Below are 24,886 nucleotides of genomic sequence, written 5' to 3'. Positions count from 1 at the left end.
TTCACGCATGCCACGTCTTGTCCTGTTGCCCGGCCTCGCCTGCGACGAGCGCCTCTGGGAAGCGCAGATCCCCGCCCTGCCGCCGACGCTCGATGTTCGCGTCACCGACGTGCACATGCGGCACGGCCGCATCGAGGCGATGGCGACCGCGCTGCTCGCCGAGCATCCCGGACCGCTGATCCTCTGCGGCGCATCGATGGGCGGCATGATCGCGATGGAAGCGGCCCGCCAGGCGCCCGGGCGGATCGCGGGACTGGCCCTGCTCGGCACCAACGCACGCCCCGAGACGCCCGAGATGTACGAGCTGCGCGAATCGGCGATCGAGCTGTTCGAGCGCGGCGAGGCGCGCGACGTGATCGAGTTCAACGCGGGCTTCGCGTTCCATCCGGTGCAGGCGCGCGACGCTGCACTCATCCGGCGCTACGTCGACCTGATCCTCGATGCGGGCGCGGCGCAACTGATCCGCCAGAACCGCGCGCTGATGGAGCGGCCCGACGCGCGGCCGCACCTCTCGCGCCTGCGCTGCCCGACGCTCGTGCTCTGCGGCGACGGCGACCGGCTCACGCCGCCCGAGTGCTCGCAGGAAATCGCATCGCTGATGCCCCACGCGGAACTCGTCTGGGTCGCCGAGTGCGGCCACATGCTGACGATGGAAAAGCCGGCCTTCGTCAATGCCACGCTCGGCCCGTGGCTGATGCGCGTTGCCGAGAGCGCTTGCTAGTGCAGTTGGCCGCCGATCTCGCGCACGTCCTCGCGTACGGCCAGTGACGTGCCGACGGCGATGCGCAATGCGGCGATCACGGACTCGAGCGACATGCTCGGCATCCCCGGAAACCGCGCCGCCTGCTCAGGCAGATAGGGAATGTGGATGAACCCGCCGCGCATGCCGGGCACGGGCCGGGTCGCGATGCGGTGCATGAGCCCGAAGAACAGGTGGTTGCACACGAAGGTGCCCGCCGAGTTGGACACCGCCGCCGGAATGCCTGCCGCGCGCAGGTCGCGCACGATCGCCTTGATCGGCAGGCTCGAGAAGTACCCCACCGGCGCCCCGGCGACCACCGGCTCGTCGATCGGCTGGCAACCGGCGTTGTCGCAGATGCGGCCGTCGTCGATGTTGATCGCCACGCGCTCGGGCGTGATCTCGCTGCGGCCGCCGGCCTGGCCGACGGCGATCACGAGTTGCGGCCGAAGCTCGTCGACGGCCGCATCGAGTTCGCGCAAGGCCGCGCCGAACACGCACGAGATGCGGCGCGCGTGCACGGTGGCGCCTTCGATGCGCCAGCCATCGAGCGCGCGCACCGCCTCCCAGGACGGATTGATCGCGTCCTTGTCGAAGGGCTCGAAACCGGTCAGGAGGATGTTGTTCTTCACGATGCGCGCCGGACCGCTTCAGGCTGTCGCCGCGACGGTGATCCCTTCGGCCGCGAGCCGTTCGCGGATGCGGCGCGCGAACGCCAGCGCATGCGCGCCGTCGCCGTGCAGGCACACCGTCTGCGCATTGACCGGCACCACGCTGCCGTCGATCGCAGTGACCTTGTGGTCGCGCACCAGCGAGAGCGTCTGCGCGAGCGACCTTTCTTCTTCCTCGATCAGCGCACCGGGCTGGCTGCGCGGCACCAGGCTGCCGTCGGGCTGGTAGCCGCGATCGGCGAACACCTCCTCGACCGGGGTGAGGCCCGCGCGCTCGGCCGCCGCGATCATGCCGCTGCCGGCGAGGCCGAAGAAGCGCAGCCTGGGATCGAAACGCCGCACCGCCTCGCAGATCGCATCGGCCAGCACCGGGTCCTTGACTGCCTGGTTGTAGAGCGCGCCGTGCGGCTTCACATGCGCGAGGGTTCCGCCTTCGGCCTTCACGATCGCCGCGAGCGCGCCGATCTGGTAGAGCATGCCGGCGACGATCTCCTCGGGCGGCAGGTTCATCGTGCTGCGGCCGAAGTTCTCGCGGTCCGGGAAACTCGGGTGCGCGCCGATCGCCACGCCTTTATCGATAGCCCAGCGCACGCACTGCCGCATGGTGCTCGCGTCACCCGCGTGCCAGCCGCAGGCGATGTTGGCCGAACTCACCAGCCCGAGCAGCGCCTCGTCGTTGTCGCAGCCTTCGCCCAGGTCGGCATTGAGATCAATCCGCATGCGTTTCTCCATGGGTGGAATTCTGCGCCGGCGCAAGCCACCCCATCGACACCAGGCCTTGCGCGAGGTGCGCGAGATAGCGCTTCTGCGCGTCCCATGCCGCGAGCGCCTCGGCGGCATCGACCACCCGGAAACGCAGGCGGCCATCGAGCGGCGCCTGCGCCAGTACCCAGAGGTCGGCGCGGATCACCACGCCGATGCGCGGGTACCCGCCGGTGGTTTGCGCGTCGCCCATGAGAATGATCGGCTGCCCCGAGGGCGGCACCTGGATCGTCCCTGGAATCACGCCTGACGAGAGCATGTCGCCGCTGCGCTTGCGCTTGAGTTCGGGGCCTTCGAGCCGGCTTCCCATGCGGTTGCTCTGCGGCGTGATGCGCCATGCATCGCGCCAGAGTTGTTCGCGCGACGCGACGGTGAAGAGCTCGAACTCGGGGCCCGGAAGAATGCGAAGCTCGATCACGCCATCGGCCGGATCGGCCTGCCACGCCGGCAGGCGCCCGCCGAACGGACGCGCCCCCAGTTGCGCGGCAGTGAGGGAGGATGCACCGCAGACCAGCGTGTCGCCGGCCTTCAGCGCCCGGCCCTCGTGGCCGCCGAAGCCGGCTTTCAGGTCGGTGCTGCGCGAACCGAGGATCACCGGAACGTCGACGCCGCCGGCAACCGCCAGCCAGGTTCGAATGCCTGCCTTCCTGGCGGACCGGTTGGCGCGTCCGAACTTGAGGATCTGCCCTGCGCGCACCGGCAGGCTCCAGCCCGGCCACACGGGCCGGCCGTCGAGCCGGGCATCGAAATCGTCGCCGGCCCATGCGATGCGCGTCGGCGCATCGAAGCGCAGTTCGCAGCCGCCCATGGTGATCTCCATCCCCGCCGCGCCGTCGGGATTGCCGACCAGGCGGTTCGCCAGCACCAGCGCCAGCGTGTCGAGCGCGCCACCGGGACAGATGCCGAGTTGCCGATGGCCGTGCCGGCCCAGGTCCTGCACCGAAGCCAGCATGCCCGGGCGCAAGACCGTGAACGCGGCCGTCATCATCAGAGTTCCACCCTTTCGGCGACGAAGCGAACACGGTCGCCGGGGCGCAGCAGCGTGGGCGCGTCGGCCAGCGGTTCGAACAGAGGCACCGAAGTCCGACCGATCAGGTTCCACCCGCCCGGCGAGACGATCGGATAGACCCCCGTCTGCTCGCCGCCGATGCCCACCGAACCCGCGGGCACCGCGACGCGGGGCGCGGCGCGGCGCGGCGTGGCGAGTTCCGTCGCGAGCCCGCCCATGAAGGCGAAGCCCGGCAGGAAGCCCAGCAGGTAGACGATGTAGTCGCCCTCGCTGTGCCGCCGGACGACCTCCGCTGGCGCGAGGCCGGTGTGCGCCGCCACGTCGGCCAGATCGGGCCCCCACTCGCCGCCATAGATCACGGGGATCTCGATGCGCCGTCCCTCGATCGTCGCCGCCGCGAGCTGCGGCCACGCCGACAGCACCTGCATCTCGAGCTCGACGCCATCGATCTCGTCGGGGTCGAAGAGCAGGCTCAGGTTGTTCATGCCGGGCAGCACCTCGCGCACGCCGCGCCATTGCATGGCTTCGGCCGCCAGGGCCCAGATCTGCCGTTGCTGCGCGAGCGTCGCCGGCGGCGGCAGTTCGCACACCAACGCCGCCTCGCCCAGGGGGTGCAGGCGAGGCAACGCCGCGGCGCTCGCGGCGCTCATTCAGCCCCCACGCTCGGCACTGCCGTGTCCTCGCTGCCCCCCGAGGGGGCCTGAGCTTGCTTGGGGCGGCCCGGCGCGGCGCTCATTCGCGCCCGAGGTTGCGTACCTTGGCGAGCAGGGCTTCCTGCACTTTCGGCGAGACGAACTTGTCGACCTCGCCGCCGAGCATCGCGATCTCGCGCACGAAGGTGCTGGAAATGAACTGGTACTTGTCGCTCGGCGTGAGGAACACCGTCTCCACTTCCGGCATCAGCGAACGGTTCATGCCGGCGAGCTGGAACTCGTAGTCGAAGTCGGTCACGGCGCGCAGCCCCCGCACCATCGCCTTGCCGCCGCGCGCGACGACGAAGTCGCGCAAGAGCCCCGAAAAGCTCTCGACGGTCACCTGGTCGCTGTATGCGGATACTGCGTTGCGGGCCATGTCGATGCGCTCCTGCAGCGTGAAGAGCGCCTTCTTGTGATGGCCTGCGGCGACGGCGACGATGACCTTGGAAAAAAGCTGGGTCGCGCGCCGCACCACGTCTTCGTGGCCGAGCGTCATCGGATCGAATGTGCCGGGGTATACCGCGATCACCTTGCTGGTCATGGTTGCTCCTCTCATGCAGCCGCTCGCGGCCCTGTGTTTCGGCGGATTATGCAGCCGCGTCCGCGTCACGCTGAAGAAGGTGCGCGTGCACCGCGCCGGCCCTGAAGTGCCGGTACACGACGAGGCCCAGCGAGGACAAGGCCTGCTCGTCCCACTGCCGTGCGGCTTCGAGGTAGATCACGCCGTCCGGGCGCAGCGCGCGTGCAGCGGCGCTCAATGCGGGCGCGTAGAGGGCCTCGTTGTCGAACGGCGGATCGAGGAAGACCGCATGAAGGCTGCCGGCGGGTGTGCGCTCGAGCGCAGTGACGCCGTTGCCGCGCTCGACGCGCACCGCTTCGGCCGAGAGCTTGGTCTTGAGCGCCTGCAATTGCAGGGCCAGCGCAGGGTCCTGCTCGCACAGCAGCACCGACCCGGCGCCGCGCGACGCGGCTTCCAGGCCGAGCGCGCCGGTGCCGGCAAAGGCATCGACACAGCGCCATCCAGGCAGCTCGCCGCCGCCGGCGCCCGCGAGGCTGGCCAGCCAGTTGAAGAGGGTCTCGCGAACCCGGTCGGGCGTGGGACGCAGGCCGGCCTTGTCGGCGACCGCGAGACGGGTTCGCTTCCATTGGCCGCCGATGATGCGGACGAAATGCGGCGCCTTGGACGAGGCCGCAGGGGAAGGCGATCGGGCGGGGACGGATTTTCGGGGCGCTGGCTTCACGCCCAAAGCTTAACGGCATCGAAGGCGCGAATCGCGCCTCCGAGCCCTCAGGGCTGCTTCGCCCCGACGATCACCGTCACCATGCGATCCGGCTGCAGCTTGCGCGCGAACGCCGCCTTGACGTCGGCCACCGTGACCGCGTTCATGCGGGCGGTCCAGGTTTCCAGGTAGTCGAGCGGCAGGTCGTACCAGGCGATGTTCGCGACGTTGCCGAGCAGCTTGCGATTGCTGTCCAGCAGCAGCGGGAAGCCGCCGATGAGGTTGTCCTTCGCGGCCTTGAGCTCGGCTTCGGTCGGCCCTTCGGCGACGAACTTCGCCAGCACTTCGCGCGAGACCTTGACCGCTTCCTCGGTCTGGTCCGGCCGTGTCTGGAACCCGATGCGGAACGCGCCCGCCTGCAGGCCCGGCGAGAAGCCGCTGTAGATGCTGTAGGTCAGACCGCGCTTCTCGCGCACCTGCTCCGTGAGCCGCGCAACGAAGCCGCCGCCGCCGAGCACGTAGTTGCCGAGGTTCAGCGCGAAGTGATCCGGGTCGGACCGACGGTAGCCCGGCTGGCCGATGAGCACATGCGCCTGCGCCGAATCGAAGGGAATGCGTTGCTCCTTCGCTGCCGCGAGCGGCTCGACTTCGGGCACCGCGGGCAGCTCGGGGCAGGACGCCGAGGACGGCAGGCGCGACAGCAGCGTCTTCGCGATGTCTTCCGCCTGCGCACGGGTCACGGCGCCGACGATGCTGATCCTGGCGCGGCAGGGCAGCATGAGTTGCTCGTAGCGCTTGCGCATCGTCGCCACGTCGATCTGCGCGAGCGTCGCCTCGGTCGTCTCGACGCCGTAGGGATGCGCGCCGTAGACCGCCTGCGCGAAGGCGCGTTCGGTGACGGTGGCGGGCTTGGTGTTGGCTTCCCTGATCGCCGCGTTGAGCACTTCGCGCTCCCGCTTCCAGACATCCTCCGGAAATGCCGGCTCGCCGATCTGGCGCGCGGCGAGCCGCACGGCCTTGTCGAGCAGCGCCGGCCGGGCCAGCGTGCGCAGCGTGAAGCTGGTGCGCTCGCCACCGGCGCTGACGTCGAAGTTGGCGCCGAGATCGGCCCAGGCTTCGCCGAGCGCGTTCTCGTCCATCGCCGGATCGCTGCCGCTCGCGCGGATGCCCTTCTCGACCATCGTGGCGCTCGCGCTGGCGAGGCCGGCCTGGACCGCGGGATCGCGCCGCGAACCGGCGTCGAAATCGGCCTGCACATCGACGATCGGCAAGGCGTTGGTGGCGGCGAGGTAGATCCTGGCGCCGTTCGGCAGGGTCCAGTGCTGGATCGGGATGGCGGCCTGGGCGCTCGCGCCGATCAGCAATGCGCCGCCAAGGAAGAAGGCGCGAAGGCCGCTTGTCGGGAACTTGAACATGGGTCTTTGGCCTTCCATCAACGCATTTCGCCCGAGGGCGCGGCGAATCCGCGCGGACGGCGGTTCGCTTCGGGGGGCAGCGGGCGCAATGTCGCGACCGTGAGCTGGTCATCGCCGAAGTACCTGGCGGCTGCGGCCTTCACCTGCTCCGCGGTGACGCTCTGGAGCCGCTCGATGATGCGCGCGCTCGCATCGAGCGCAAGCCCCTGCACCCAGTTGCTGCCGAGCTCGCGCGCCTGAGCCATCACCGAGTCGAGCTTGTAGGTCTCGCTCGCCACCCACTGGGTCTTGACGCGCGCGAGTTCGGCCTCGCCGACGCCTTCGCGCGCGATCTTCGCGACCTCGGCGCGCAGGGCGGCTTCGACCGCTTCGGCCGTCTTGCCGGCGGCGGGCACGCCTTCGAGCACGAACAATTGCGGCCCGCGACCGACGAAGCCCGAGTAGGCGCCCGCCGAATCCGCGACGCGATCCGGCCCCTGCGTCAGGGCGCGATCGAGCCGCGCCCCCGGATAGCCGTCGAGCACCGCGGCCAGCACCACGAGCGCGTAGGGATCGATGTCGCCCTTGAAGTTGTCGTCGGCCGTATCGATCTGCGGCACGCGGAAGGCAAGCGAGACATAGGCCTGCTCGGCCGGTGCCTTGTATTCGACGCGGCGGATGCCGCGCTGCGCGGGTTCGGTGCGCGGCTTGCGGGTCGGCACGGCGCGTGCGGGGATCGAGCCGTAGTACTTCTCGGCCATCGCGCGGACCTGCGCCACGTCGACGTCGCCCACCACCACGATCGCGGCGTTGGCCGGCGTGTACCAGCGCTCGATGAAGGCGCGGACATCGTCCGGAGTCATCGCATCGAGATCGCTCATCCAGCCGACCACCGGGCGGTGGTAGGGCGAGGCGGTGAACACCGCGGCGTTCTGCTGCTCGCCGAGCAGGGCGCGCGGCTGGTCGTCGGTGCGCATGCGGCGCTCTTCCTTGACGACCTCGATCTCGCGCTTGAACTCGTCGTCCGGCCACCGGTTGCTGGCGAAGCGGTCGGATTCGAGCTTCATGACCTGCTCCAGCTTGTCGACCGGGATCTGCTGGTAATAGCCGGTGTAGTCGCGCGTGGTGAAGGCGTTCTCGCGGCCGCCGAGCGCGGCGACACGGCGCGAGAATTCGCCGGCCTTGAGCGCCTTGCTGCCCTTGAACATCATGTGTTCGACCGCGTGCGCGACGCCCGAGGTGCCGTCCACTTCGTCCATCGAACCGACCCGGACCCAGAGCATCTGGACCGCGGTCGGTGCGCGCCGGTCGGGCTGCACGATCAGGGTCATGCCGTTGGCGAGGGTGAATTTCTCGGCGGCCGGCGTGCCGTTGGACGGCGACGCGGCGGCGGATTTCGAGGGGGAGGATTGCGCGAAGGCGGGCAACGCCCAGGGTGCCGAGAGCACCAAGGCCAGCACCGCACCCAGCGCAGCGCGGCGTGGCGAGGGGTGTTTCATAGAATGGCTCGGATTGTAAAAACCCGCCAATGTTCAGTTTCTTCAAGAAAAAACCGCAGCCCGATGCCGCCCAGGCACCGGCGCCTTCTCCCGAGATTTCATCGGGCGAAACAGCGGCGGCTCCGGCCACGCCAGCCAGGTCGGTCTTTTCGCCATCCAGCTGGTTCGGCAAGGCCGCAGCGCCGGCGCCGGCCGCCGCCGAGGTCGAATCGGCACCTCCGCCCACGGTTGCGCCCCAGGAGCCGGCGCTGCGGGCGCCCGAGCCGGCGTCTCCGGTCCAGGTCGAAATCCCCCGGCCGACGCCCCCCGTCCCGGCTCCCGTTCCCGCTCCTTCCCCGGCGGTCGTTGCATCCGCTCCCGCCCCGGCGCCCGAGCGCAGCGGCTGGCTGGGCAAGCTCAAGAGCGGCCTGCGCAAGACCGGCAACAGCATCACCGCCGCCTTCGTCAACGCCCAGATCGACGACGCGCTCTACGAGGAACTGGAAGCGGCGCTGCTGATGGCCGACACCGGCGTCAAGGCCACCGAGCATCTGCTGGAGGACTTGCGGCGGCGCGTGAAGAGCAACATGGCCACCGAGGCCAGCCAGGTCAGGACGCTGCTGGCGGACGCGATCGCCGATCTGCTGCGCCCGCTCGAAAAATCGCTGGTGATCGGCGAGTACACGCCGACCGTGATCATGGTGGCCGGCGTGAACGGTGCCGGCAAGACGACATCGATCGGCAAGCTGACCAAGCATCTGGCCAACGAAGGCGCCTCGGTGCTGCTGGCCGCTGCCGACACCTTCCGGGCCGCGGCACGGGAGCAATTGCTCGTCTGGGCGGACCGCAACACCGTCGAGATCGTCAGCCAGGAAGGCGGCGACCCCGCCGCGGTGAGCTTCGACGCGGTCAACGCCGGCAAGGCGCGCGGCAAGGACGTGGTGCTGGTCGATACGGCCGGCCGGCTACCGACGCAGATCCATCTCATGGATGAGCTCAAGAAGATCAAGCGCGTGGTCAACCGGGCCGACGCGACCGCGCCGCATGAAGTGCTCCTGGTCATCGACGGCAACACGGGCCAGAACGCGCTGGCGCAGGTCAAGGCATTCGACGAAGCGCTCGGCCTGACGGGCCTGATCGTCACCAAGCTCGACGGCACGGCCAAGGGCGGCGTGCTGTGCGCGATCGCGCGCGAGCGGCCGGTTCCGGTCTATTTCATCGGGGTCGGCGAAAAGCTGGAGGACCTGGAAACCTTCGACGCCCGGGAGTTCGCGCAGGCGCTGCTCGGCTAAATAGACGGTCGGGTTCATCCCCTTGGAGGCGCCTGGACCGGTCTGGCATCATGACCGCGGCACCAGAACAAGGAAACAGCATGGACACCACCACTGCCGCCCCGCTCACCGGCGCCGACCGGAAGGTCGACCGCCTGCTCGCCCACTATGAGGAGAGCCACCGGAACCCGGTCCACGAGGCCATCCACATGGTGGCGATCCCGGCGATCATGCTGAGCATCGTCGGGCTGCTGTTCGCCTTGCATCCCTGGGTCGCCTATGCGTTCGTGGCTGCCAGCCTGGTCTATTACGCGAGGCTCCACGCCCCGGTTTTCCTGGTCACCATGCTCGTCGGCACCGTGGTGCTTCTGGCCGTGGTGCACGCAATGGGAAGCCTTGTTTTGCCAGTTTCCGCCGCCATCTTCGTGGTGGCATGGATTTTCCAGTTCGTGGGCCACAAGATCGAGGGCAAGAAGCCCTCCTTCTTCGAGGACATCGAGTACCTCTGGGTTGGACCACTTTTTGTACTTTCCAGGATTTTTCAGCGCCTTGGTATTCGCTGGTGATACTCCAGACGCTGAGTCGGGGCGCCGAAGTCGGCGCTGTCAAGCTATCGCCACCATAGAGGCGGCGTGGGAACCCTTGTCTTAGCACTCCCTCTAATCGAGTGCTAACATGGCCAAGAACAAAGGAGTTCCCCGAATGACAACACTGTCTGGAGCCTCTGCCAACCAGCTGGCCGTCGCCAATCCGTGGTCGATGGTCCCTCCGCTGGGTAACCTGGACGCCTATATCTCGGCAACCAACCGGTTGCCCTTGCTGACGCTCGAGGAAGAGCAGGGCTACGCGCGCAAACTGCGCGACCACAACGATCTCGAAGCCGCCGGTGCGCTGATCCTGTCGCACCTGCGCCTGGTCGTCTCCATTTCGCGCCAGTACCTGGGTTACGGCCTGCCGCACGGCGACCTGATCCAGGAAGGCAATGTCGGCCTGATGAAGGCCGTGAAGCGCTTCGATCCCGATCAGGGCGTGCGGCTCGTGAGCTACGCCATGCACTGGATCAAGGCCGAGATCCACGAGTACATCCTGAAGAATTGGCGCATGGTCAAGGTCGCGACGACCAAGGCCCAGCGCAAGCTGTTCTTCAACCTGCGTTCGATGAAGCAGGGCTTCAAGGCCGGCGCCGCCATCGATGGCGAGACCTACCGCGACACCCTGAGCGCCGACGAGGTCACGCAGATGGCGACCCGCCTGAACGTGAAGCCGGAAGAAGTGCTCGAGATGGAAACCCGGCTTTCCGGCGGCGACGTGGTGCTCGACCCGAGCCCATCCGACGACGGCGAAGAAGGCTTCGGCCCGATCGCCTACCTGGCGGATGCGAGCCAGGAGCCGACGGCCCTGCTGGAGTCGCGCCAGCGCGACCGGCTGTCGACCGACGGCATCACGACGGCGCTCGAGGCGCTCGACGACCGCAGCCGCCGCATCGTCGAAGAACGCTGGCTCAAGGTGAACGACGACGGCTCGGGCGGCATGACGCTGCATGACCTGGCCGAGGTCTACGGCGTGAGCGCCGAACGCATCCGCCAGATCGAGGTGGCGGCCATGAAGAAGATGAAGAAGGCCCTCGCCGAATACGCGTAAGGCGCCTTTGCCGCCACAGGCCCGGCTCTCGCCGGGCTTTTCTTTTTCAGGACTTCAGCAGCGCCTTGATGTCGGCCACCATCGGCGGAATGCCGGCGCCGTAGCGTGCGTACAGCCTCAGGCGGCCCTGCGGGTCGTAGATGAAGCTGGCGGCGGAATGGTCCATCGAATAGCTGGTCGGCGTCTTGCCGTCGACCTTCTTGTAGTAGACCTTGAAGTCCTTGGCGAGCGGCGGCAACTGCTCGGCCGTCGGGATCAGCGCGACGAACGAGGGATCGAACGCGCCCATGTAGGCCTTCATGACCTCCGGCGTGTCGCGCTCGGGATCGACCGTGACGAACAGCACCTGCAGCTTGTCGCCGTCGCTTCCGAGCTCTTGCTTGACCTGCGCCATCTCGGTCATGGTGGTCGGACAGACGTCCGGGCACTGGGCGTAGCCGAAGAACAGCACGACCACCTTGCCCTTGAAGTCCGCCATGGTCCGCACGCGGCCGTTCGCGTCGGCGAGGGAGAAGTCCTTCGCGTAATCCGCGCCGGTGATGTCGACCGCGTTGAAGCTCGGCTTGGATTCGGAGCAGCCCACGAGGTTGACGCCCGCGCAGGCGGCCGCGACCGAAGCTGCCGCCATGGCGATCCGGCCGAGGGCCTGCCGCTTGTTGATGGATGAAGAAGTCATCGGAGATAGTGGTCGACGAGCAGCGCGGCGAACAGCACGCTCAGGTGGATCAGTGAAAAGCGGAAGGTCTTGCGCGCCAGCGCATCCGAGTAGTTGCGCCACAGCGCGAACGCATAGCCGGTGAAGCCGATGCTCACGCCGAAGGCCACCACGAGGTAGAGCCAGCCGCTCATTCCGTAGATGAAGGGCAAGAGGCATGCCGCGAAGAGGATCAGGGTGTAGAGCAGCACGTGCAGCCGCGTGAACTCGTTGCCGTGCGTCACCGGCAGCATCGGCAGGCCGGCCTTGCGATAGTCCTCGACCCGGTAGAGCGCCAGCGCCCAGAAGTGCGGCGGCGTCCAGAGGAAGATGATCAGGAACAGGATCAGCGCCTCGGGGCTGACCTCGCCGGTCATGGCGGCCCATCCGAGCACCGGCGGCATTGCGCCGGATGCGCCGCCGATCACGATGTTCTGCGGCGTCAGCGGCTTCAGGATCACGGTGTAGATCACGGCGTAGCCGACGAAGGTCGCGAAGGTCAGCCACATCGTGAGCGGGTTCACGGCGAACCAGAGGATCGCGGAGCCCAGGGCGCACAGCACCATCGAGAAGAGCAGCGTCTGGCGGTCGCTCAGCTCGCCGCGCGCGGTCGGGCGCCATGCGGTGCGCTTCATCTTGGCGTCGATGCCCTTTTCGACGAGGCAGTTGAACGCCGCCGCCGCGCCGGCGACCAGCCAGATGCCGAGGCAGGCCAGGACGGCTTGCTGCAGCTCGGCCCAGCCGGGAACGCCCGGCACGGCGAGCACCATGCCGATCAGCGCGCAGAACACGATCAACTGGACCACGCGCGGCTTGGTCAGCGCGTAGAACTGGCGCATCACGCTGGCGGTGTGCGAGCGGTGGATGGAAGCCGGTGCGCTCATGCCGCCTCCATCCCTTCGCGCCGGCCGGCGGCCGTCGCCGCCACCGTTGCGCGCTCGCGCCGGCTCTCGCACAAGGTCCAGGTCAGGACCACCGCGAGCGCCGCGGCGCCGCCGGTGTGCAGCACGGCGGCAGCGAGCGGCCAGCCGAGCAGCACATTGCCGAGGCCGGTCGCAAGCTGAAGCAGCGCGAGCCCGGCCAGCCAGCGAGCCTGCGGTCGCAGCGGCCGCACGCGAAGAAGGGAACGCACCAGCAGCGCAATGGCGACGAAGACGAGATAGGCCATCAGGCGGTGGACATAGTGAATCGCGGTCAAGGCAGCAAAGTCGATGGGGGCGCCGTCCGCCGTTTCCCCGAGGTGGCGCCAGATCTGGAATCCCTGCGCGAAGTTCATCGGCGGCCACCAACTGTCCTGGCAGGTCGGGAACTGCGTGCAGGCGAGGACGGCGTAGTTCGTGCTGACCCAGCCGCCGAGCGCGACCTGCAGCACCAGCAGCAAGGTGGTAGCGATCAGCAGGTTGCGCAATGCCGAAGGCACCGGCGTCGGCAGGCGCCCCATCGCATCCTGCTGGTAGCGCACGGCCTGGATGCACAGCAGCGCCAGCAGCACCATGGCGCCCAGAAGATGAAGGGTGACGATGGCGGGGAACAGTTTCCATGTCACGGTCAGCGCACCGAAGGCCCCCTGCAGGCAGACCCACGCCAGCGTCGCCGCGGGCCACCAGGCGCTGAGCGGCCTCGCGCCGGTGTGTTCCGCACGCTGTCGCCGCCGCGCAAGCCAGGTGGCGACGGCCAGCGCGAGGATGAGCGCGCCGACGCCGGTCGCCAGGTAGCGATGGACCATTTCCACCCAGGCCTTGCCGTGGGTGACCGGGCCGGTCGGCTGCGCGGCCTGCGCCATCGCGATCTCGTGCCGCGCACCGACCGGGCTTGCATTGCCGTAGCAGCCGGGCCAGTCGGGGCAGCCGAGGCCGGAATCCGTGAGGCGGGTGAAGGCGCCGAAGAGGGTGAGGTCGAAGGTCAGGAACAGCGTGAGCACCGTCAGCGCATGCAGCCGACGGGCCGGCCCGGAGCCGGCATTGCGCCGCCAGACCCAGACGAGGGGGCCGAGCGCGAGCAGCACGCCGACCGCCAGCAGCCAGGCGATCGGGGTGAGGTCATAGAGCGAGGTGGTTTCCATGGCCAGATCAGCGCCCCGGCTCGTCCCACGACGCGGAGGCGCGCATCAGCCGGTCGAGGTCGCGCTTGGCGCGGCTCGCACCGGCGGTATCCATGCGCGGCGGGAAACGCATCATCCAGTGGCCCATCGGATCGACCAGGTAGAGGTGATCCGGCAGCGCATGGCCGGCGGCGGGCGCCAGCCATTGCGCCAGCTGGGCCTCCGGCACGCGGACGACTGTCGCACCGCGCAGGCCGTTTTCGAGGCGCTTCGGAAGCGGCGCCGCGTCGCTGACGATCCAGACGCGATCGAGACGGTCCTTCTCACGCCCGAGGCTTTCGCGCAGCTGGCGCTGCAGGTAGAGCTGCTGCTCGCAGACCGAATCGCAGGCGGCGTCGGCCACCGCGATCAGCAGCCACTGCCCTTGCAGCGCCTGGAGCGGGATCGTCGCACCGTCGGCCGAGGTGGCCTGGATGTTCGGCATCGGGCGCTGCGGATCGATCAGCTCGCCGTAGACGCTCCGGCCCTCCGGCCGGATCACGTAGTAGGTGAAGTAGGAGGCGATAACCGGCGCCGCGCAACACAGCAGCACCAGGATCATCTTCCACCGCCCCGTCACCGTCCGCCGCGTCGCCGCAGCGTCGAGCGCCTGGCGCGGCGACGGCATCGAATGGACCGTCAGCCCGAGCGGCTCGTCAGCCACGGCGGGCAAGGCGTGAGCGGCGGTAGGGGGCGATGAATTGGAACCAGACATAGAGAATGAGGACGAGGGCCGACAACCCGAACCACTGGAATGCATAGCCGTAGTGCTTTTCGACACCCAGCGCGGGAGCCGGCCAGTCCCGCTGCAGCCCCTCGGAAGCCTCGCCGGTCTGCTGCAGGGAGATATCGGTCCGCAGGGGCAGACCGGTCTCGGTCCGAAACGCTTCAAGCTCGAGATTCTGCCGGATGGGGGAAGACCCCGCGCCATCCGGCATTGGTGCGCCCGGCTCGGATTTGCCCAGTTCCAGCAGACGCGCCGGCGGCGGCGCGATACTGGCCGTCACCTCGACCAGGCCAGACGGCGTCACGACAGGCTGGAGCTGGGTCCTGTCGGTGAAATTGCGCTGGATCCACCCCCTTTGCACCATCACGGTCTGATTGGAGCCTTCGATGGCGAACGGCGTCAGCACGTAGAAACCGGGGATGCCATGCATCTGCCGGTTGTCGAGATAGACGGTGTGCGGCGCGAGCCACAGCCCGCGCAGGCGAACCGGTCGGTGCAGAGCCGACGACGAAGCGTCGTCCAGCGCCATGAACTCGGCCTGCTCGAGCGGAGGCAGACTTTTCTGCGCATCGATCTCCGCCTGGATGGCCTCCTTCTGCGCAGCGCGCGAGAGCTGCCAGCGCCCGAGCGAGACGGTGCCCGCGAGGGCGATGACAGCCACCAGCGTGACCACCCAGAAGTATGAGCGGCGTGCGGGGGATGCGGCGACAGGGATATCTGTGTTCAAACCGTGAGGCCGTCTCTGCGGCCGATAATGTGATTCATGAAGTACTTTGTCGCCCTCGCCTTCGCGGGCATCCTGGCGAGCCTCGGGTTCGCGCTGTTCTTCATGCTGAGGGACGGGCGCAACGGCCGGGCCAAAAGCGGCGGCATGGCGCGCGCGCTGACGGTTCGGATCGGGCTGTCGGTGGTTTTGTTCCTGTGCATCCTGGTGGCCTGGAAACTCGGATACATCCAGCCAGGGGGTTTGCCGGTGGGCAAGTAGATCGCTCTCGTTGCCTGAGAACCATGAAAAAAGCGCCTTGCGGCGCTTTTTTATTGTGCCGTCGATGCTGCTCAAAGCCAGTAGACCGTGATGTAAAGGCCGAGCCACACGACGTCGACGAAGTGCCAGTACCAGGCTGCCCCCTCGAAGCCGAAATGACGCTCGGGCGTGAAGTGACCCGCACGAATGCGCAGGGTGATGAAGAAGAGCATCAGCATGCCGATGAACACGTGCAGGCCGTGGAAGCCGGTCAGCATGAAGAACGTCGAGCCGTAGGTGCCGGAACTGAGCTTGAGGTTCAGCTCGGTGTACAGGTGGTGGTACTCGTAGCCCTGCACGCAGAGGAACGCCAGGCCCAGCAGCACCGTCAGCCACATGAAGCGCACCGTCTGCGCACGATGGCCGGCACGCAGCGCGTGGTGCGCGATCGTGAGCGTCACGCCGGAGCTCAGCAGCAGCGCGGTGTTGATGGTCGGCAGCCAGAACGGACCCACGGTCTGGAACGGCTCGACGGTGTCGGCGGGCGACCCGGTCACGCCGGCGGCGACGGTCGGCCAAACGGCCTTGAAGTCAGGCCACAGGATGGCGTTGTCCAGGCTGCCGAGCGACGGCAGCGCATGCGTGCGGGCCCACCACAGCGCGGTGAAGAAGGCGCCGAAGAACATCACCTCCGAGAAGATGAACCAGCTCATGCTCCAGCGGTACGACAGGTCGACCTTGTAGCCGTACTTGCCGCTTTCGCTTTCGCCGATGGCGGTCCGGAACCACACGAACAGCGTGCCGAGCCAGACGATCATGCCGAGCAGCAGCGACCAGGCGCCCCACTGGTGGCCGTTGATCCACTGGGCCGCCCCGAAAATCACGAAGAGCAGGCCGGTCGCGGCCATCACCGGGTAGGCAGAGGGCGCGGGCACGAAGTAGTAGGGCGTGGTGCCGTTCGTCGTTGAACTCATATCAGGTCCTGGCTTTCTTCTCTCTCGGTTCAGTTTCTTGTGGGGTTGATCTTCACGAGGTGGCGACCCAGCGGACGAGCAGGATCAGCGCGCCGACAAAAAGCACCACGGCCACGAGGCCGACCGCGATGATGTGAAGCGGGTTGAGCTTGGTGAGGTCGTCCTGGAATCCGCTGCCCTTGCGCACGCCGAAGAACGACCAGCCGACCGCACGCACCGTGCGCCACAGCGATCCCTTGGGCGGCGTTTCGGGCGACGCCGTCATGAGCGCGGCTCCGTCGAAGGCGGCGTCGCAACGTTGGCCGCCACCGGCGCCGGGGGCGTCTTGCCGCCCACCTCGAAGAAGGTGTAGGACAGCGTGATCGTCTTCACGTCTTTCGAAATCTTGGGATCGATCACGAACGCGACAGGCCACTCCTTCTTCTCGCCCGGATCCAGCGTGTACTGGTTGAAGCAGAAGCATTGCAGCTTGTTGAAGTACGGGGCCGCCTGCTGCGGCGCGTAGCTCGGGATCGCCTGCGCGGCCATGCGGCGGTTCTGCACGTTCTGGAATTCGTACATGACCGTGTGCAGCTCGCCGGGATGCACCTCTATCGAGCTTTGCGCGGGCTTGAAGTCCCAGAGGCCATGGGCATTCGCATCGAACTCGACGGTGATGGTGCGGCTCGTGTCGACCTGCGTATTCGCGGGCACGCGCACGTCCTTGCCGCCGGAAGCGCCGCCCGGCACCTCGAGTTCGGACAGCGCGAGGATGTTGATGCCGGTCATCTCGCAGATGGCCCGGTACATCGGAACCAGCGCATAGCCGAAGCCGAACATGCCGGCCGCGACGACGGCCAGCTTGCTGACCATGCGGACGTTTTCCCGGCGGATACGCTGGCCGATGCCCATGGCGGTGCCCCTTAATGCCCAACCCAGACCATGCGGACGATGAAGCCGATGAAGAACATCAGCGCGATGGAGGCCAGTATCAGCCCCAGGCGGCGGTTGCTCTTCTTTTGCTCGGGTGTCATCACGCGCCTTGACTCAGCCGATCACCTTGGTGGCGGTGGCATCGAGCTTGGGCGGGGTCTCGAAGGTGTGGAACGGTGCCGGCGAAGGCACTTCCCACTCCAGGCCCTCGGCAGCCTCCCACGGCTTCTGGGTCGCCTTCTCGCCCTTGCCGAGCATCGTCGGCAGCACGATGAAGAAGAAGAAGTAGACCTGCGCCAGACCGAAGGCGAACGCGCCGACCGATGCGACTGCATTGAAGTCGGCGAACTGCATCGGGTAGTCGGCATAGCGACGGGGCATGCCGGCCAGACCCAGGAAGTGCATCGGGAAGAAGGTGACGTTGAACGAGATCAGCGACCACCAGAAGTGGACCTTGCCGCGCGCTTCGTTGTACATCACGCCGGTCCACTTCGGCGACCAGTAGTAGAAGCCGGCGAACATCGCATAGAGCGAGCCGGCCACGAGCACATAGTGGAAGTGGGCGACGACGTAGTAGGTGTCCTGCAGCTGCGTGTCGATCGGCGCCACTGCGAGGATCAGGCCGGTGAAGCCGCCCATCGTGAACACGAAGATGAAGCCGACCGCGAACAGCATCGGCGTCTCGAAGGTCATCGAGCCCTGCCACATGGTCGCGATCCAGTTGAAGATCTTCACCGCGGTCGGCACCGCGATCAGCATGGTCGCGTACATGAAGAACAGCTGGCCGGTGAGCGGCATGCCGGTCGTGAACATGTGGTGCGCCCAGACGATGAACGACAGGATCGCGATCGACGAAGTGGCATACACCATCGACGCATAGCCGAAGAGCTTCTTGCGCGCGAAGGCCGGGACGATCTGGCTGACGATGCCGAACGCCGGCAGGATCATGATGTAGACCTCGGGGTGGCCGAAGAACCAGAAGATGTGCTGGTACATCACCGGGTCGCCGCCGCCGGCGGGGTTGAAGAAGCTGGTGCCGAAGTGGCGGTCGGTCAGCGTCATCGTGATTGCGCCGGCGAGCACCGGCATCACCGCGATCAGCAGGTAGGCGGTGATGAGCCAGGTCCAGCAGAACATCGGCATCTTCATTAGCGTCATGCCGGGGGCGCGCATGTTGAGGATGGTCACGATGATGTTGATCGAGCCCATGATCGACGAAGCGCCCATGATGTGCATCGCGAAAATGCCGGCGTCCATCGAGGGGCCCATCTGCAAGGTGAGAGGCGCATACAGCGTCCAGCCCGCGGCCGGTGCGCCGCCGGGCATGAAGAACGAGCCCACGAGCATGATCGCCGCGGGGATCAGCAGCCAGAAGCTGAAGTTGTTCATGCGCGCGAACGCCATGTCCGAGGCGCCGATCTGCATCGGGATCATCCAGTTCGCGAAGCCGACGAAGGCCGGCATGATCGCGCCGAACACCATGATCAGGCCATGCATCGTGGTGAACTGGTTGAACAGCTCGGGGTTGACCAGTTGCAGGCCGGGCTGGAACAGCTCGGCGCGGATCAGGAGCGCCAGCACGCCGCCCACCATCAGCATGGTGAACGAGAACAGCAGGTACAGCGTGCCGATGTCCTTGTGGTTGGTCGCGAACACCCAGCGGCGCCAGCCGGTCGGCGCGTGGTGATGGTCGTCGTGGGCATGGTCGCCGTGGCCGTGTGCTTGACCGTGGGGATCGAGGACTGCGCTCATCTTGGTATTCCTTGCAAACTCTTCGTCACGGGGCGGGCGGCTTACTTGCCGCGCTCCGCCAGCACTTCGGCCGGTTGCACCAGCTGGCCGGTCTTGTTGGACCAGGCGTTCTTCGTGAAGGTCACCACGGCAGCGATGTCGGTGTCGCTCAGCGCCTTCCACGAAGGCATGGCGCCGTTGTTCTGGCCATTGAGCACCGTGTGGAGCTGCAGCTTGTGGTCCGCGTTGAGCACGGTCGGCGAGCCGTCCAGCGGCTTGATCGGGCCGGCGCCCTTGCCGTTGGCCTGGTGGCAGGCGGCGCAGTTGGCGGCGTAGACCTTCTCGCCGCGCGCCAGCATGTCCGGCAGCGTCCAGACCTTGTTGGGATCGTCCTGCTTGGCCGCGGCTTCCTTGCGCTTGCCGTCGACCCAGGCGGTGTAGTCGGCGGCGGCGAGCACCTTCACGTGGATCGGCATGAAGGCGTGCTCCTTGCCGCAGAGTTCCTGGCACTGGCCGAAGTAGTCGCCGACCTTCTCGACACGGAACCAGGTGTCGCGCACGAACCCGGGGATCGCGTCCTGCTTGACGCCGAACTGCGGCACCGCGAAGGCGTGGATCACGTCGTTGGCGGTGACGATGACGCGGACCTTGGTATTGACCGGCACGACCAGCGGGTTGTCGACCTTGAGCAGGAAGTTGTCGGGTACGTCGCCGTGGGCGCCCGCATCGGACAGCGCGCGGTGCGATGCGTCGAGCGTCGAGATGAACGAGAGGCCCTCGCCCTCGCCCTTGAGGTAGTCGTAGCCCCACTTCCACTGGTAGCCGGTGACCTTGATGGTGAGGTCGGAATTGGAGGTGTCCTTCTGCGCCACCAGGACCCGGGTCGCGGGCAGCGCCATCAGGATCACGATGATGAAGGGCACGACCGTCCAGATGACTTCGACCACCACCGACTCATGGAAGTTGGCCGCCTTGTGGCCGACCGACTTGCGGTGCTTCCAGATCGAATAGAACATGACCGAGAACACGGCCACGAAGATGATGGTGCAAAGCACCAGCATCACGGTGTGGAGGAAGTGTTGCTCCTGGGCGATCTTGGTGACCCCCACCGGAAGATTCAACTGACGCACCGACGGGCCGCCAGGCAGGTCGTTGACTGCGTGTGCTGCGCCGCTGAACGCCGCACTGGCCGCCAGCAGCAGATTCGCTGGCCAAATCTTGTTCCGCCAATTGCTCTTCATCGTGTTCACTTTTTCATTTTCCAGTTAACCCACCGGTCCCCACGGTGATGCATTCCGGCGCCCCCTCAGGCGCTGCGCAATGCCATGCGAATTTCGCGCGCCAGCGCCGCGCGCAACTCCGGGCGCACATAGCGCCCCACCCTGACCGAACGACCTTGACCCGAGACCTCGATCAGCGAACGGTCGCTGTCCTGGGGCTCGACCCGCACCTGGTGCGGCAAGAATTCCGTACGTTCGCAGTGGCCGCCGCTCTCGAGCTCGACCACCAGCCGCCCGCCCTGCAGGGCGATCTTTTCGCCGTCAGTGGCGTGGCGCGCGTAAAGGATGAATGCGATCCCGACCGCGGTGAGTTCGAGCCAGGTGAATGGTAGGACAAGGCGCGCGCCGCCCCGCCAGAAGAAAGCGCCGATGCCTAGGGAAACTACGCAGATAGATGCATACAGCCAGCCGAGCTGGCTCGGCGTGACCGAGCAATTGCGTTTCAGAAACCAATGAACGCTCTGTCCTGAAACGGTGGCAAAACGAAACACGGAATTCGACACGGGCGAGTTCAGCAAATCGGTGCGTCGATCGCTGTCAAACCCATGTTCGACAGGCCTCGGTCACGGGACAATACCCGGAGTTCACGCAGCGCCGGATTGTAGCGGTGAACAAGCGCCGCCTCACGCACCCGGGCGACCGCGTTGAAGCATCTCGCGCATCTCGCGCAGCGAGACCGCGCTCTCGCCGGAAAGCGCCACCCGCGGCGCGGGCTTGAAGGCGTGTCCGTAGATGATTTCGAAGGTCAGCGCGATCTTGCCTGCGCCCTCTTCGGCTGGCGCCAGCTCGGGCAGTGCCGCACAGAGCGCCTGCCGCCAGCGCTTGCCGCGCAGCGCCGGAAAGCGCGCCGGATGGAGGTTCCGGCCCAGCGATCGCAGTTCGGCCAGCGCCGCGTCCGCGCTGGTCCAGGTCAGGACGATGCGCTCCATGTCCATCACCGGCTCGGCGAAGCCGGCCCCGACCAGCATGTCGCCCCAGTCGTGCATGTCGGTGAACTGGTGGCTCGCCGGCGGCCAGCCGAGGCGCTCGTGGAGCGCGCGCAATTCCCGAAGGGTGTCCGGCCCGAAGCACGAGAACATCAGGAAGCCGTCGGTCGCCACGCGCTTGTGCCACTGGCCGATCAGCGCCCCAGGATCGGCCGCCATGTGCAGCGCCATGTTGGCCCAGAGCAGATCCACCCCGTCTTCCGGCGGGGCCTCGAACGTCGGCTGGCCACCCTGCCACCGCCGGGCGGTCCACCACGGGGCGGTCAGCGACTTCCCGGTCGGTACGACGAGCGAGGGCTCGGGCTCGATGACGTAGGCGGTGGCGTCCCGGTAGCGGCGCGCCACCCGCTCGTGGGTTTCCAGTCCGCCCCGAAGCGGCGACCAATCGGCCCAATGGCGCGGGCGGGACTTGATCCACTGGAGCCGGTCCTCCATGCGGCGCCCGATCTCCTCGTGCAGCCACGCAGATCCCGAAGACGGCGCGAGCCGGTTCCACCGCGCGGCCGCCGGGGCATCGATGGTCGGCGGGCGATGGGGAGGGACTGGGGGCATGGGCCGCTCAGTATATTGAGGGATGCTCAGACGCTGGGCCCAAAGGGCTTTCCCATCGATCGCGGCCGGACTGCCGAGCCAATGTGCCGTCTGCCGCGCCTGGCCGGCCCAGCCGATCTGCGATGCGTGCGTGGCGCGCTTTGCGTCGCCGATGCCGCGGTGCATCAGCTGTGCGCTGCCCGTCCCTGCGGGCGTTTCGCGCTGCGGCGCCTGCGTGTCGGACCCGCCGCCGCTCGACGCCTGCCTCGCCGCCTGCGCATATGCATGGCCCTGGCCGGAGCGCATCGCCGAATTCAAGTTTCGCGGCAACGCCGGACTCGCCTCCCCGCTCGCCACGCTGCTGCGAAGCGCGCCCTGGATCGAAGCAGCGATCGAACAGGCCGACATCGTGCTGCCGATGCCGCTGACCTCCGCCCGGATGCGCGAGCGTGGCTTCAATCAGGCGCACGAGCTGGCCAAGCGGCTCGCACCGGACACCACCGACCCCGCGATCCTGCTGCGCACGCGCGACGCCCCCGCCCAGAACCGGCTGACACGCGCGGAACGGCTGCGCAACCTGCGCGGCATGTTCGCCCTCGAGCCGCTGCGGGCCGCCGCCGTGCGCAACCGGCGTGTCGTGCTGGTGGACGATGTCATGACGACCGGCGCATCGGTCTTCACTGCCGCCGAGGTGCTGCGCCGGGGCGGCGCCTCGCACATCACGGCGATCGTGCTGGCACGAACCGACCTGCCGGCCTGATCGCCGCGCCGGCGCGGACAATCGCCGCCATGTTCCATATCGTTCTCGTCGAGCCCGAAATTCCGCCCAACACCGGCAACGTCATCCGGCTGGCGGCCAACACCGGCTGCACGCTGCATCTGGTCGAACCGCTCGGTTTTTCCATGGACGACAAGCTGCTGCGTCGCGCGGGCCTCGACTATCACGAGTACGCGAAGGTGCTGCGGCATCCGAGCTGGCAGGCATTGCTGGACAGCGAACGGCCTCCCGCCGACCGGATGTTCGCGCTCACCACGCGCGGCTCGCGGCCGGTCCACGACATCGCTTTCCGCCCCGGCGACTGGTTCGTCTTCGGCGCCGAGACCCGCGGACTGGCGCCCGAACTGCGCGATTCGTTCCCGCCGGCCCAGCGCCTGCGTCTGCCGATGCGCGAAGGGCAGCGAAGCCTGAACCTGTCGAACGCGGTGGCGGTCACCGTGTTCGAGGCCTGGCGGCAGAACGGATTTGCGTAAGGACGGTCAGGGATAGCGCCGCGCCACCGATTCGGCGACGCAGGCCGGCTTGGCCGATCCTTCGAGTTCGATCGTGACCTCCCAGGTCATCTGGAGCCCGTGGTTTGCGATCGGCTCCGACGACAGCAGCTTCAGGCGACCGCGCACCCGCCCGCCGACCGGCACCGGCGACATGAAGCGCACGCGGTTCAAGCCGTAGTTCACGCCCATGCCCGACTCGACCACGCTGATGGAGGAATCGAAGATGCGCGGCACCAGCGAGAGCGTCAGGAAACCATGCGCGATCGGTCCGCCGAAGGGCCCGGCCTTGGCCTTTTCGACATCGACGTGAATCCATTGATGATCGCCGGTCGCTTCGGCGAACAGGTTGACCTGTTCCTGCGTGACGGTGATCCACTCGCTCACCGCGACTTCCTGGCCGACGCATGCGGCCAGATCCTGAAGGGTCTGGAAGGTCTTTTGCATGCGGTTCACTTTAGCGGCGGGTCTGCGCGGCTCTTGTCCGCGCGGCGACATGCGCCTCTAGGGAAAACCAGCACCCGGCGAAGTCACTGGTCCAGCCAGCGGCAAATGGGCTCCCATTGCTCCAGATCGCGCTGGACCCGGCCGGGCGCGATGTCGAACAGCGTCAGCCCACGCGCCGCGAGCTGCACATAGTGCTGCGTGTCGCGCAGTTCGCCGAGAACCGGCACGTCGAGGCCGGCGACGAATTCGCGCAGCCGGTCGGCCGCGAGCGTGCGCGCATCCACCCGCATGCCGACCAGCGCGATCTGGGTCTTCTCGGCGCGGCGGTGCGAAAGCAGCTTGTCCAGGAAGTCGCGCGTCGCGTAGATGTCGAAGATGCTCGGCTGAAGCGGCACCAGCAACTTGTCGGCGAGCGCGACCACCTCCTTGAAGCGCGAACCGTGCAGCCCCGCCGGCGTGTCGATGACGGCATGCGTCGTGCCGCGCGGCGGCCGGACCACGTCGCCGTCCTCCGAAGCCTCCCAGGTCCTGATCTCGCGCGCCTCGGGGGGCCGCAGGCCAAGCCAGAGCCGGGACGACTGCTGGCGATCGATGTCGCCCAGCATCACCGCATGGCCGCGGCTGGCGAAGTACCCCGCGATGTTCGTCGCAAGCGTGGATTTTCCGACCCCACCCTTGGGATTGGCGACCAGGACCACCGGCATCTGTGACTCCTCGAGGCTGAAGACAGGCGTCATGGTAGCTGCCAGCCGAGTGCGCTATGTTCCGGGAATGCCCACAACAACAAGCACGGAAAGCGCCCCCCGCATCTATGTGATCGCCGCGCACCCCCGATGGCGCGATTCGCGCGTCAACCTCCAGTTGCTCAAGGCGTCACGCGGCATTCCGGGCGTCGACGTGAACGACCTCTACGACAGCTACCCCGATTACGCGGTCGACGTGAAGACCGAGCAGGCCCGCCTCGCCCGCGCCGAAATGCTGGTGCTGCTGCATCCCATCCAGTGGTACTCGATGCCGTCGCTGCAGAAGCTCTGGCTGGACGACGTCTTCAGCTACGGCTGGGCCTACGGCAAGGGCGGCAACAAGCTCGAAGGCAAGGACTTCTGGCTCGTCGCGACCACCGGCGGGCCGGAAGAGAGCTACCACCCGCAGCGCTACAACCGCTACTTCTTCGACGCCTTCCTGCCGCCGTACGAGCAGACGGCCGCCCTGTGCGGCATGCGCTTCCTGCCGCCGCTGATCTTCCATGGCGCGCGCAGCGCGTCGGATGCCGCGGTGGCCGAACACGTGGCCGTCTTCCGGGACCGGCTGCAGACCTACCCGACCTGGCCCGAGCTGGAAGACCTCGGCGAATGTGCGAGTTGCGTGGTGCCTGAAACCGACCGGCCTGTCGGCCAGGAAGAGACCTGAC

31 protein-coding genes are annotated in these 24,886 nt (G+C 67.4%); 8 read left to right on the top strand and 23 right to left on the bottom strand.

Features of this window, described 5'->3' with window-relative positions; translation table 11 throughout:
• The first annotated feature begins 7 nt into the window (after positions 1-7).
• Positions 8-721, top strand: coding sequence for an alpha/beta fold hydrolase (locus VAR608DRAFT_RS18115; RefSeq protein WP_172843868.1), 714 nt, complete (start codon positions 8-10; stop codon positions 719-721).
• On the opposite strand, the gene pcp is transcribed toward VAR608DRAFT_RS18115, so the two are convergent.
• The 8 genes from pcp to VAR608DRAFT_RS18075 all read right to left on the bottom strand — a co-directional run bounded on the left by pcp (position 718) and on the right by VAR608DRAFT_RS18075 (position 7,989).
• Positions 718-1,374 carry a pyroglutamyl-peptidase I gene (gene pcp / locus VAR608DRAFT_RS18110; protein ID WP_443082955.1) on the bottom strand — a complete coding sequence of 219 codons (657 nt, stop codon included), beginning with the start codon at positions 1,372-1,374 and terminating at the stop codon, positions 718-720. The genes VAR608DRAFT_RS18115 and pcp overlap by 4 nt on opposite strands.
• 15 nt (positions 1,375-1,389) lie before the next feature.
• Positions 1,390-2,130: a 5-oxoprolinase subunit PxpA gene (gene pxpA, locus VAR608DRAFT_RS18105; protein WP_088955314.1), complete on the bottom strand. Its 741-nt coding sequence runs from the start codon at positions 2,128-2,130 to the stop codon at positions 1,390-1,392.
• Complete coding sequence (locus tag VAR608DRAFT_RS18100) at positions 2,120-3,160, bottom strand: biotin-dependent carboxyltransferase family protein (protein ID WP_231973545.1); 1,041 nt, start codon at positions 3,158-3,160, stop codon at positions 2,120-2,122. Before VAR608DRAFT_RS18100 ends, pxpA begins: the two co-directional genes overlap by 11 nt.
• The gene (gene pxpB / locus VAR608DRAFT_RS18095) at positions 3,160-3,831 is read right to left on the bottom strand and encodes a 5-oxoprolinase subunit PxpB (protein WP_172843867.1); all 672 of its coding nucleotides are present in this window, start codon (positions 3,829-3,831) and stop codon (positions 3,160-3,162) included. The genes VAR608DRAFT_RS18100 and pxpB overlap by 1 nt, the downstream gene beginning before the upstream one ends.
• A gap of 82 nt (positions 3,832-3,913) precedes the next feature.
• Positions 3,914-4,417, bottom strand: a complete 504-nt coding sequence (gene coaD, locus VAR608DRAFT_RS18090; protein ID WP_088955313.1) for a pantetheine-phosphate adenylyltransferase — start codon at positions 4,415-4,417, stop codon at positions 3,914-3,916.
• A gap of 46 nt (positions 4,418-4,463) precedes the next feature.
• The gene (locus VAR608DRAFT_RS18085; protein ID WP_088958842.1) at positions 4,464-5,117 is read right to left on the bottom strand and encodes an RsmD family RNA methyltransferase; all 654 of its coding nucleotides are present in this window, start codon (positions 5,115-5,117) and stop codon (positions 4,464-4,466) included.
• A gap of 47 nt (positions 5,118-5,164) precedes the next feature.
• On the bottom strand, positions 5,165-6,511 hold the full coding sequence (locus tag VAR608DRAFT_RS18080; RefSeq protein ID WP_088955312.1) for a M16 family metallopeptidase: 1,347 nt from the start codon (positions 6,509-6,511) through the stop codon (positions 5,165-5,167).
• 17 nt (positions 6,512-6,528) lie between these two features.
• Positions 6,529-7,989, bottom strand: coding sequence for a M16 family metallopeptidase (locus VAR608DRAFT_RS18075; protein ID WP_088955311.1), 1,461 nt, complete (start codon positions 7,987-7,989; stop codon positions 6,529-6,531).
• Positions 7,990-8,018: 29 nt separating this feature from the next.
• On the opposite strand from VAR608DRAFT_RS18075, the gene ftsY reads away from it, so the two are divergent.
• The 3 genes from ftsY (at position 8,019) to rpoH (ending at position 10,880) form a co-directional block, all read left to right on the top strand.
• Positions 8,019-9,260 carry a signal recognition particle-docking protein FtsY gene (gene ftsY / locus VAR608DRAFT_RS18070; RefSeq protein ID WP_088955310.1) on the top strand — a complete coding sequence of 414 codons (1,242 nt, stop codon included), beginning with the start codon at positions 8,019-8,021 and terminating at the stop codon, positions 9,258-9,260.
• An 80-nt stretch (positions 9,261-9,340) separates the two neighbouring features.
• Entirely contained in the window at positions 9,341-9,805 is a 465-nt protein-coding gene (locus VAR608DRAFT_RS18065; protein WP_088955309.1) for an Mpo1 family 2-hydroxy fatty acid dioxygenase, read from the top strand.
• Positions 9,806-9,941: 136 nt separating this feature from the next.
• A complete protein-coding gene (gene rpoH, locus VAR608DRAFT_RS18060; protein ID WP_088955308.1) occupies positions 9,942-10,880 on the top strand; it encodes an RNA polymerase sigma factor RpoH in 939 nt (312 codons plus the stop codon).
• Positions 10,881-10,926: 46 nt separating this feature from the next.
• Here the strand turns inward: rpoH and VAR608DRAFT_RS18055 are convergent, their stop codons facing one another.
• From VAR608DRAFT_RS18055 to VAR608DRAFT_RS18035, 5 genes are read right to left on the bottom strand one after another with little or no spacing between them, the layout of a single operon-like run.
• A complete protein-coding gene (locus VAR608DRAFT_RS18055; protein ID WP_088955307.1) occupies positions 10,927-11,556 on the bottom strand; it encodes an SCO family protein in 630 nt (209 codons plus the stop codon).
• On the bottom strand, positions 11,553-12,458 hold the full coding sequence (gene cyoE, locus VAR608DRAFT_RS18050) for a heme o synthase (protein WP_088955306.1): 906 nt from the start codon (positions 12,456-12,458) through the stop codon (positions 11,553-11,555). Before cyoE ends, VAR608DRAFT_RS18055 begins: the two co-directional genes overlap by 4 nt.
• The gene (locus VAR608DRAFT_RS18045) at positions 12,455-13,636 is read right to left on the bottom strand and encodes a COX15/CtaA family protein (protein WP_088955305.1); all 1,182 of its coding nucleotides are present in this window, start codon (positions 13,634-13,636) and stop codon (positions 12,455-12,457) included. The genes cyoE and VAR608DRAFT_RS18045 overlap by 4 nt, the downstream gene beginning before the upstream one ends.
• A 7-nt stretch (positions 13,637-13,643) precedes the next feature.
• Positions 13,644-14,369, bottom strand: a complete 726-nt coding sequence (locus VAR608DRAFT_RS18040) for an SCO family protein (protein WP_088955304.1) — start codon at positions 14,367-14,369, stop codon at positions 13,644-13,646.
• Positions 14,311-15,108 carry an SURF1 family protein gene (locus VAR608DRAFT_RS18035; protein WP_231973544.1) on the bottom strand — a complete coding sequence of 266 codons (798 nt, stop codon included), beginning with the start codon at positions 15,106-15,108 and terminating at the stop codon, positions 14,311-14,313. Before VAR608DRAFT_RS18035 ends, VAR608DRAFT_RS18040 begins: the two co-directional genes overlap by 59 nt.
• 36 nt (positions 15,109-15,144) lie before the next feature.
• Here VAR608DRAFT_RS18035 and VAR608DRAFT_RS18030 point away from each other — a divergent pair, with 36 nt between their 5' ends.
• Positions 15,145-15,366: a twin transmembrane helix small protein gene (locus VAR608DRAFT_RS18030; protein WP_088955303.1), complete on the top strand. Its 222-nt coding sequence runs from the start codon at positions 15,145-15,147 to the stop codon at positions 15,364-15,366.
• 71 nt (positions 15,367-15,437) lie between these two features.
• Here VAR608DRAFT_RS18030 and VAR608DRAFT_RS18025 read toward each other — a convergent pair whose 3' ends face one another.
• The 8 genes from VAR608DRAFT_RS18025 to VAR608DRAFT_RS17995 form a co-directional block, all read right to left on the bottom strand.
• Complete coding sequence (locus tag VAR608DRAFT_RS18025) at positions 15,438-16,319, bottom strand: cytochrome c oxidase subunit 3 (protein WP_088955302.1); 882 nt, start codon at positions 16,317-16,319, stop codon at positions 15,438-15,440.
• Between the two features lie 52 nt (positions 16,320-16,371).
• Positions 16,372-16,584 carry a DUF2970 domain-containing protein gene (locus tag VAR608DRAFT_RS18020; protein WP_088955301.1) on the bottom strand — a complete coding sequence of 71 codons (213 nt, stop codon included), beginning with the start codon at positions 16,582-16,584 and terminating at the stop codon, positions 16,372-16,374.
• Positions 16,581-17,210 (bottom strand): cytochrome c oxidase assembly protein, encoded by a 630-nt coding sequence (locus VAR608DRAFT_RS18015; RefSeq protein WP_088955300.1) that lies wholly within the window; start codon positions 17,208-17,210, stop codon positions 16,581-16,583. The genes VAR608DRAFT_RS18020 and VAR608DRAFT_RS18015 overlap by 4 nt, the downstream gene beginning before the upstream one ends.
• A gap of 11 nt (positions 17,211-17,221) precedes the next feature.
• Entirely contained in the window at positions 17,222-17,332 is a 111-nt protein-coding gene (locus VAR608DRAFT_RS38040; protein WP_443082943.1) for a cytochrome oxidase small assembly protein, read from the bottom strand.
• 13 nt (positions 17,333-17,345) lie between these two features.
• Entirely contained in the window at positions 17,346-18,983 is a 1,638-nt protein-coding gene (gene ctaD / locus VAR608DRAFT_RS18010; protein ID WP_088955299.1) for a cytochrome c oxidase subunit I, read from the bottom strand.
• Between the two features lie 41 nt (positions 18,984-19,024).
• On the bottom strand, positions 19,025-20,203 hold the full coding sequence (gene coxB, locus VAR608DRAFT_RS18005) for a cytochrome c oxidase subunit II (RefSeq protein ID WP_088955298.1): 1,179 nt from the start codon (positions 20,201-20,203) through the stop codon (positions 19,025-19,027).
• 65 nt (positions 20,204-20,268) lie between these two features.
• Positions 20,269-20,745, bottom strand: a complete 477-nt coding sequence (locus VAR608DRAFT_RS18000; protein WP_088958840.1) for a DUF2244 domain-containing protein — start codon at positions 20,743-20,745, stop codon at positions 20,269-20,271.
• Positions 20,746-20,865: 120 nt separating this feature from the next.
• Complete coding sequence (locus VAR608DRAFT_RS17995) at positions 20,866-21,780, bottom strand: biotin synthase (protein ID WP_088955297.1); 915 nt, start codon at positions 21,778-21,780, stop codon at positions 20,866-20,868.
• 22 nt (positions 21,781-21,802) lie between these two features.
• Here VAR608DRAFT_RS17995 and VAR608DRAFT_RS17990 point away from each other — a divergent pair, with 22 nt between their 5' ends.
• Both VAR608DRAFT_RS17990 and VAR608DRAFT_RS17985 read left to right on the top strand, forming a co-directional pair.
• Positions 21,803-22,519 carry a ComF family protein gene (locus tag VAR608DRAFT_RS17990; RefSeq protein ID WP_088955296.1) on the top strand — a complete coding sequence of 239 codons (717 nt, stop codon included), beginning with the start codon at positions 21,803-21,805 and terminating at the stop codon, positions 22,517-22,519.
• 29 nt (positions 22,520-22,548) lie between these two features.
• A complete protein-coding gene (locus VAR608DRAFT_RS17985) occupies positions 22,549-23,010 on the top strand; it encodes a tRNA (cytidine(34)-2'-O)-methyltransferase (RefSeq protein ID WP_088955295.1) in 462 nt (153 codons plus the stop codon).
• A gap of 6 nt (positions 23,011-23,016) precedes the next feature.
• Here the strand turns inward: VAR608DRAFT_RS17985 and VAR608DRAFT_RS17980 are convergent, their stop codons facing one another.
• Positions 23,017-23,475 (bottom strand): MaoC family dehydratase, encoded by a 459-nt coding sequence (locus tag VAR608DRAFT_RS17980; RefSeq protein ID WP_172843866.1) that lies wholly within the window; start codon positions 23,473-23,475, stop codon positions 23,017-23,019.
• A gap of 83 nt (positions 23,476-23,558) precedes the next feature.
• Positions 23,559-24,179 (bottom strand): ParA family protein, encoded by a 621-nt coding sequence (locus tag VAR608DRAFT_RS17975; protein ID WP_088958839.1) that lies wholly within the window; start codon positions 24,177-24,179, stop codon positions 23,559-23,561.
• A gap of 67 nt (positions 24,180-24,246) precedes the next feature.
• On the opposite strand from VAR608DRAFT_RS17975, the gene kefF reads away from it, so the two are divergent.
• Complete coding sequence (gene kefF, locus VAR608DRAFT_RS17970; protein WP_088955293.1) at positions 24,247-24,885, top strand: glutathione-regulated potassium-efflux system oxidoreductase KefF; 639 nt, start codon at positions 24,247-24,249, stop codon at positions 24,883-24,885.
• The last annotated feature ends 1 nt before the right edge of the window (position 24,886 follow it).

The organism is Variovorax sp. HW608 (genome assembly GCF_900090195.1).
GTDB lineage: Bacteria > Pseudomonadota > Gammaproteobacteria > Burkholderiales > Burkholderiaceae_C > Variovorax.
Note: the sequence above shows the minus strand (reverse complement) of the source record. Positions and strands in the feature narration are given on the sequence as shown.

Excerpts from the sequence above, each read along its gene's own strand:
- VAR608DRAFT_RS17990 (WP_088955296.1), top strand. The coding sequence starts at position 21,803 with ATGCTCAGACGCTGGGCCCAAAGGGCTTTCCCATCGATCGCGGCCGGA.
- coxB (WP_088955298.1), bottom strand. The coding sequence starts at position 20,203 with ATGAAGAGCAATTGGCGGAACAAGATTTGGCCAGCGAATCTGCTGCTG.
- VAR608DRAFT_RS18080 (WP_088955312.1), bottom strand. The coding sequence starts at position 6,511 with ATGTTCAAGTTCCCGACAAGCGGCCTTCGCGCCTTCTTCCTTGGCGGC.
- cyoE (WP_088955306.1), bottom strand. The coding sequence starts at position 12,458 with ATGAGCGCACCGGCTTCCATCCACCGCTCGCACACCGCCAGCGTGATG.
- VAR608DRAFT_RS17995 (WP_088955297.1), bottom strand. The coding sequence starts at position 21,780 with ATGCCCCCAGTCCCTCCCCATCGCCCGCCGACCATCGATGCCCCGGCG.
- ctaD (WP_088955299.1), bottom strand. The coding sequence starts at position 18,983 with ATGAGCGCAGTCCTCGATCCCCACGGTCAAGCACACGGCCACGGCGAC.
- pxpA (WP_088955314.1), bottom strand. The coding sequence starts at position 2,130 with ATGCGGATTGATCTCAATGCCGACCTGGGCGAAGGCTGCGACAACGAC.
- VAR608DRAFT_RS18065 (WP_088955309.1), top strand. The coding sequence starts at position 9,341 with ATGGACACCACCACTGCCGCCCCGCTCACCGGCGCCGACCGGAAGGTC.
- pxpB (WP_172843867.1), bottom strand. The coding sequence starts at position 3,831 with ATGAGCGCCGCGAGCGCCGCGGCGTTGCCTCGCCTGCACCCCCTGGGC.
- VAR608DRAFT_RS17980 (WP_172843866.1), bottom strand. The coding sequence starts at position 23,475 with ATGCAAAAGACCTTCCAGACCCTTCAGGATCTGGCCGCATGCGTCGGC.
- coaD (WP_088955313.1), bottom strand. The coding sequence starts at position 4,417 with ATGACCAGCAAGGTGATCGCGGTATACCCCGGCACATTCGATCCGATG.
- VAR608DRAFT_RS18045 (WP_088955305.1), bottom strand. The coding sequence starts at position 13,636 with ATGGAAACCACCTCGCTCTATGACCTCACCCCGATCGCCTGGCTGCTG.
- VAR608DRAFT_RS18040 (WP_088955304.1), bottom strand. The coding sequence starts at position 14,369 with ATGTCTGGTTCCAATTCATCGCCCCCTACCGCCGCTCACGCCTTGCCC.
- VAR608DRAFT_RS38040 (WP_443082943.1), bottom strand. The coding sequence starts at position 17,332 with ATGACACCCGAGCAAAAGAAGAGCAACCGCCGCCTGGGGCTGATACTG.
- VAR608DRAFT_RS17985 (WP_088955295.1), top strand. The coding sequence starts at position 22,549 with ATGTTCCATATCGTTCTCGTCGAGCCCGAAATTCCGCCCAACACCGGC.
- VAR608DRAFT_RS18025 (WP_088955302.1), bottom strand. The coding sequence starts at position 16,319 with ATGAGTTCAACGACGAACGGCACCACGCCCTACTACTTCGTGCCCGCG.
- VAR608DRAFT_RS18030 (WP_088955303.1), top strand. The coding sequence starts at position 15,145 with ATGAAGTACTTTGTCGCCCTCGCCTTCGCGGGCATCCTGGCGAGCCTC.
- VAR608DRAFT_RS17975 (WP_088958839.1), bottom strand. The coding sequence starts at position 24,179 with ATGCCGGTGGTCCTGGTCGCCAATCCCAAGGGTGGGGTCGGAAAATCC.
- kefF (WP_088955293.1), top strand. The coding sequence starts at position 24,247 with ATGCCCACAACAACAAGCACGGAAAGCGCCCCCCGCATCTATGTGATC.
- VAR608DRAFT_RS18055 (WP_088955307.1), bottom strand. The coding sequence starts at position 11,556 with ATGACTTCTTCATCCATCAACAAGCGGCAGGCCCTCGGCCGGATCGCC.
- VAR608DRAFT_RS18100 (WP_231973545.1), bottom strand. The coding sequence starts at position 3,160 with ATGATGACGGCCGCGTTCACGGTCTTGCGCCCGGGCATGCTGGCTTCG.
- VAR608DRAFT_RS18115 (WP_172843868.1), top strand. The coding sequence starts at position 8 with ATGCCACGTCTTGTCCTGTTGCCCGGCCTCGCCTGCGACGAGCGCCTC.
- VAR608DRAFT_RS18020 (WP_088955301.1), bottom strand. The coding sequence starts at position 16,584 with ATGACGGCGTCGCCCGAAACGCCGCCCAAGGGATCGCTGTGGCGCACG.
- VAR608DRAFT_RS18015 (WP_088955300.1), bottom strand. The coding sequence starts at position 17,210 with ATGGGCATCGGCCAGCGTATCCGCCGGGAAAACGTCCGCATGGTCAGC.
- rpoH (WP_088955308.1), top strand. The coding sequence starts at position 9,942 with ATGACAACACTGTCTGGAGCCTCTGCCAACCAGCTGGCCGTCGCCAAT.
- VAR608DRAFT_RS18075 (WP_088955311.1), bottom strand. The coding sequence starts at position 7,989 with ATGAAACACCCCTCGCCACGCCGCGCTGCGCTGGGTGCGGTGCTGGCC.
- ftsY (WP_088955310.1), top strand. The coding sequence starts at position 8,019 with ATGTTCAGTTTCTTCAAGAAAAAACCGCAGCCCGATGCCGCCCAGGCA.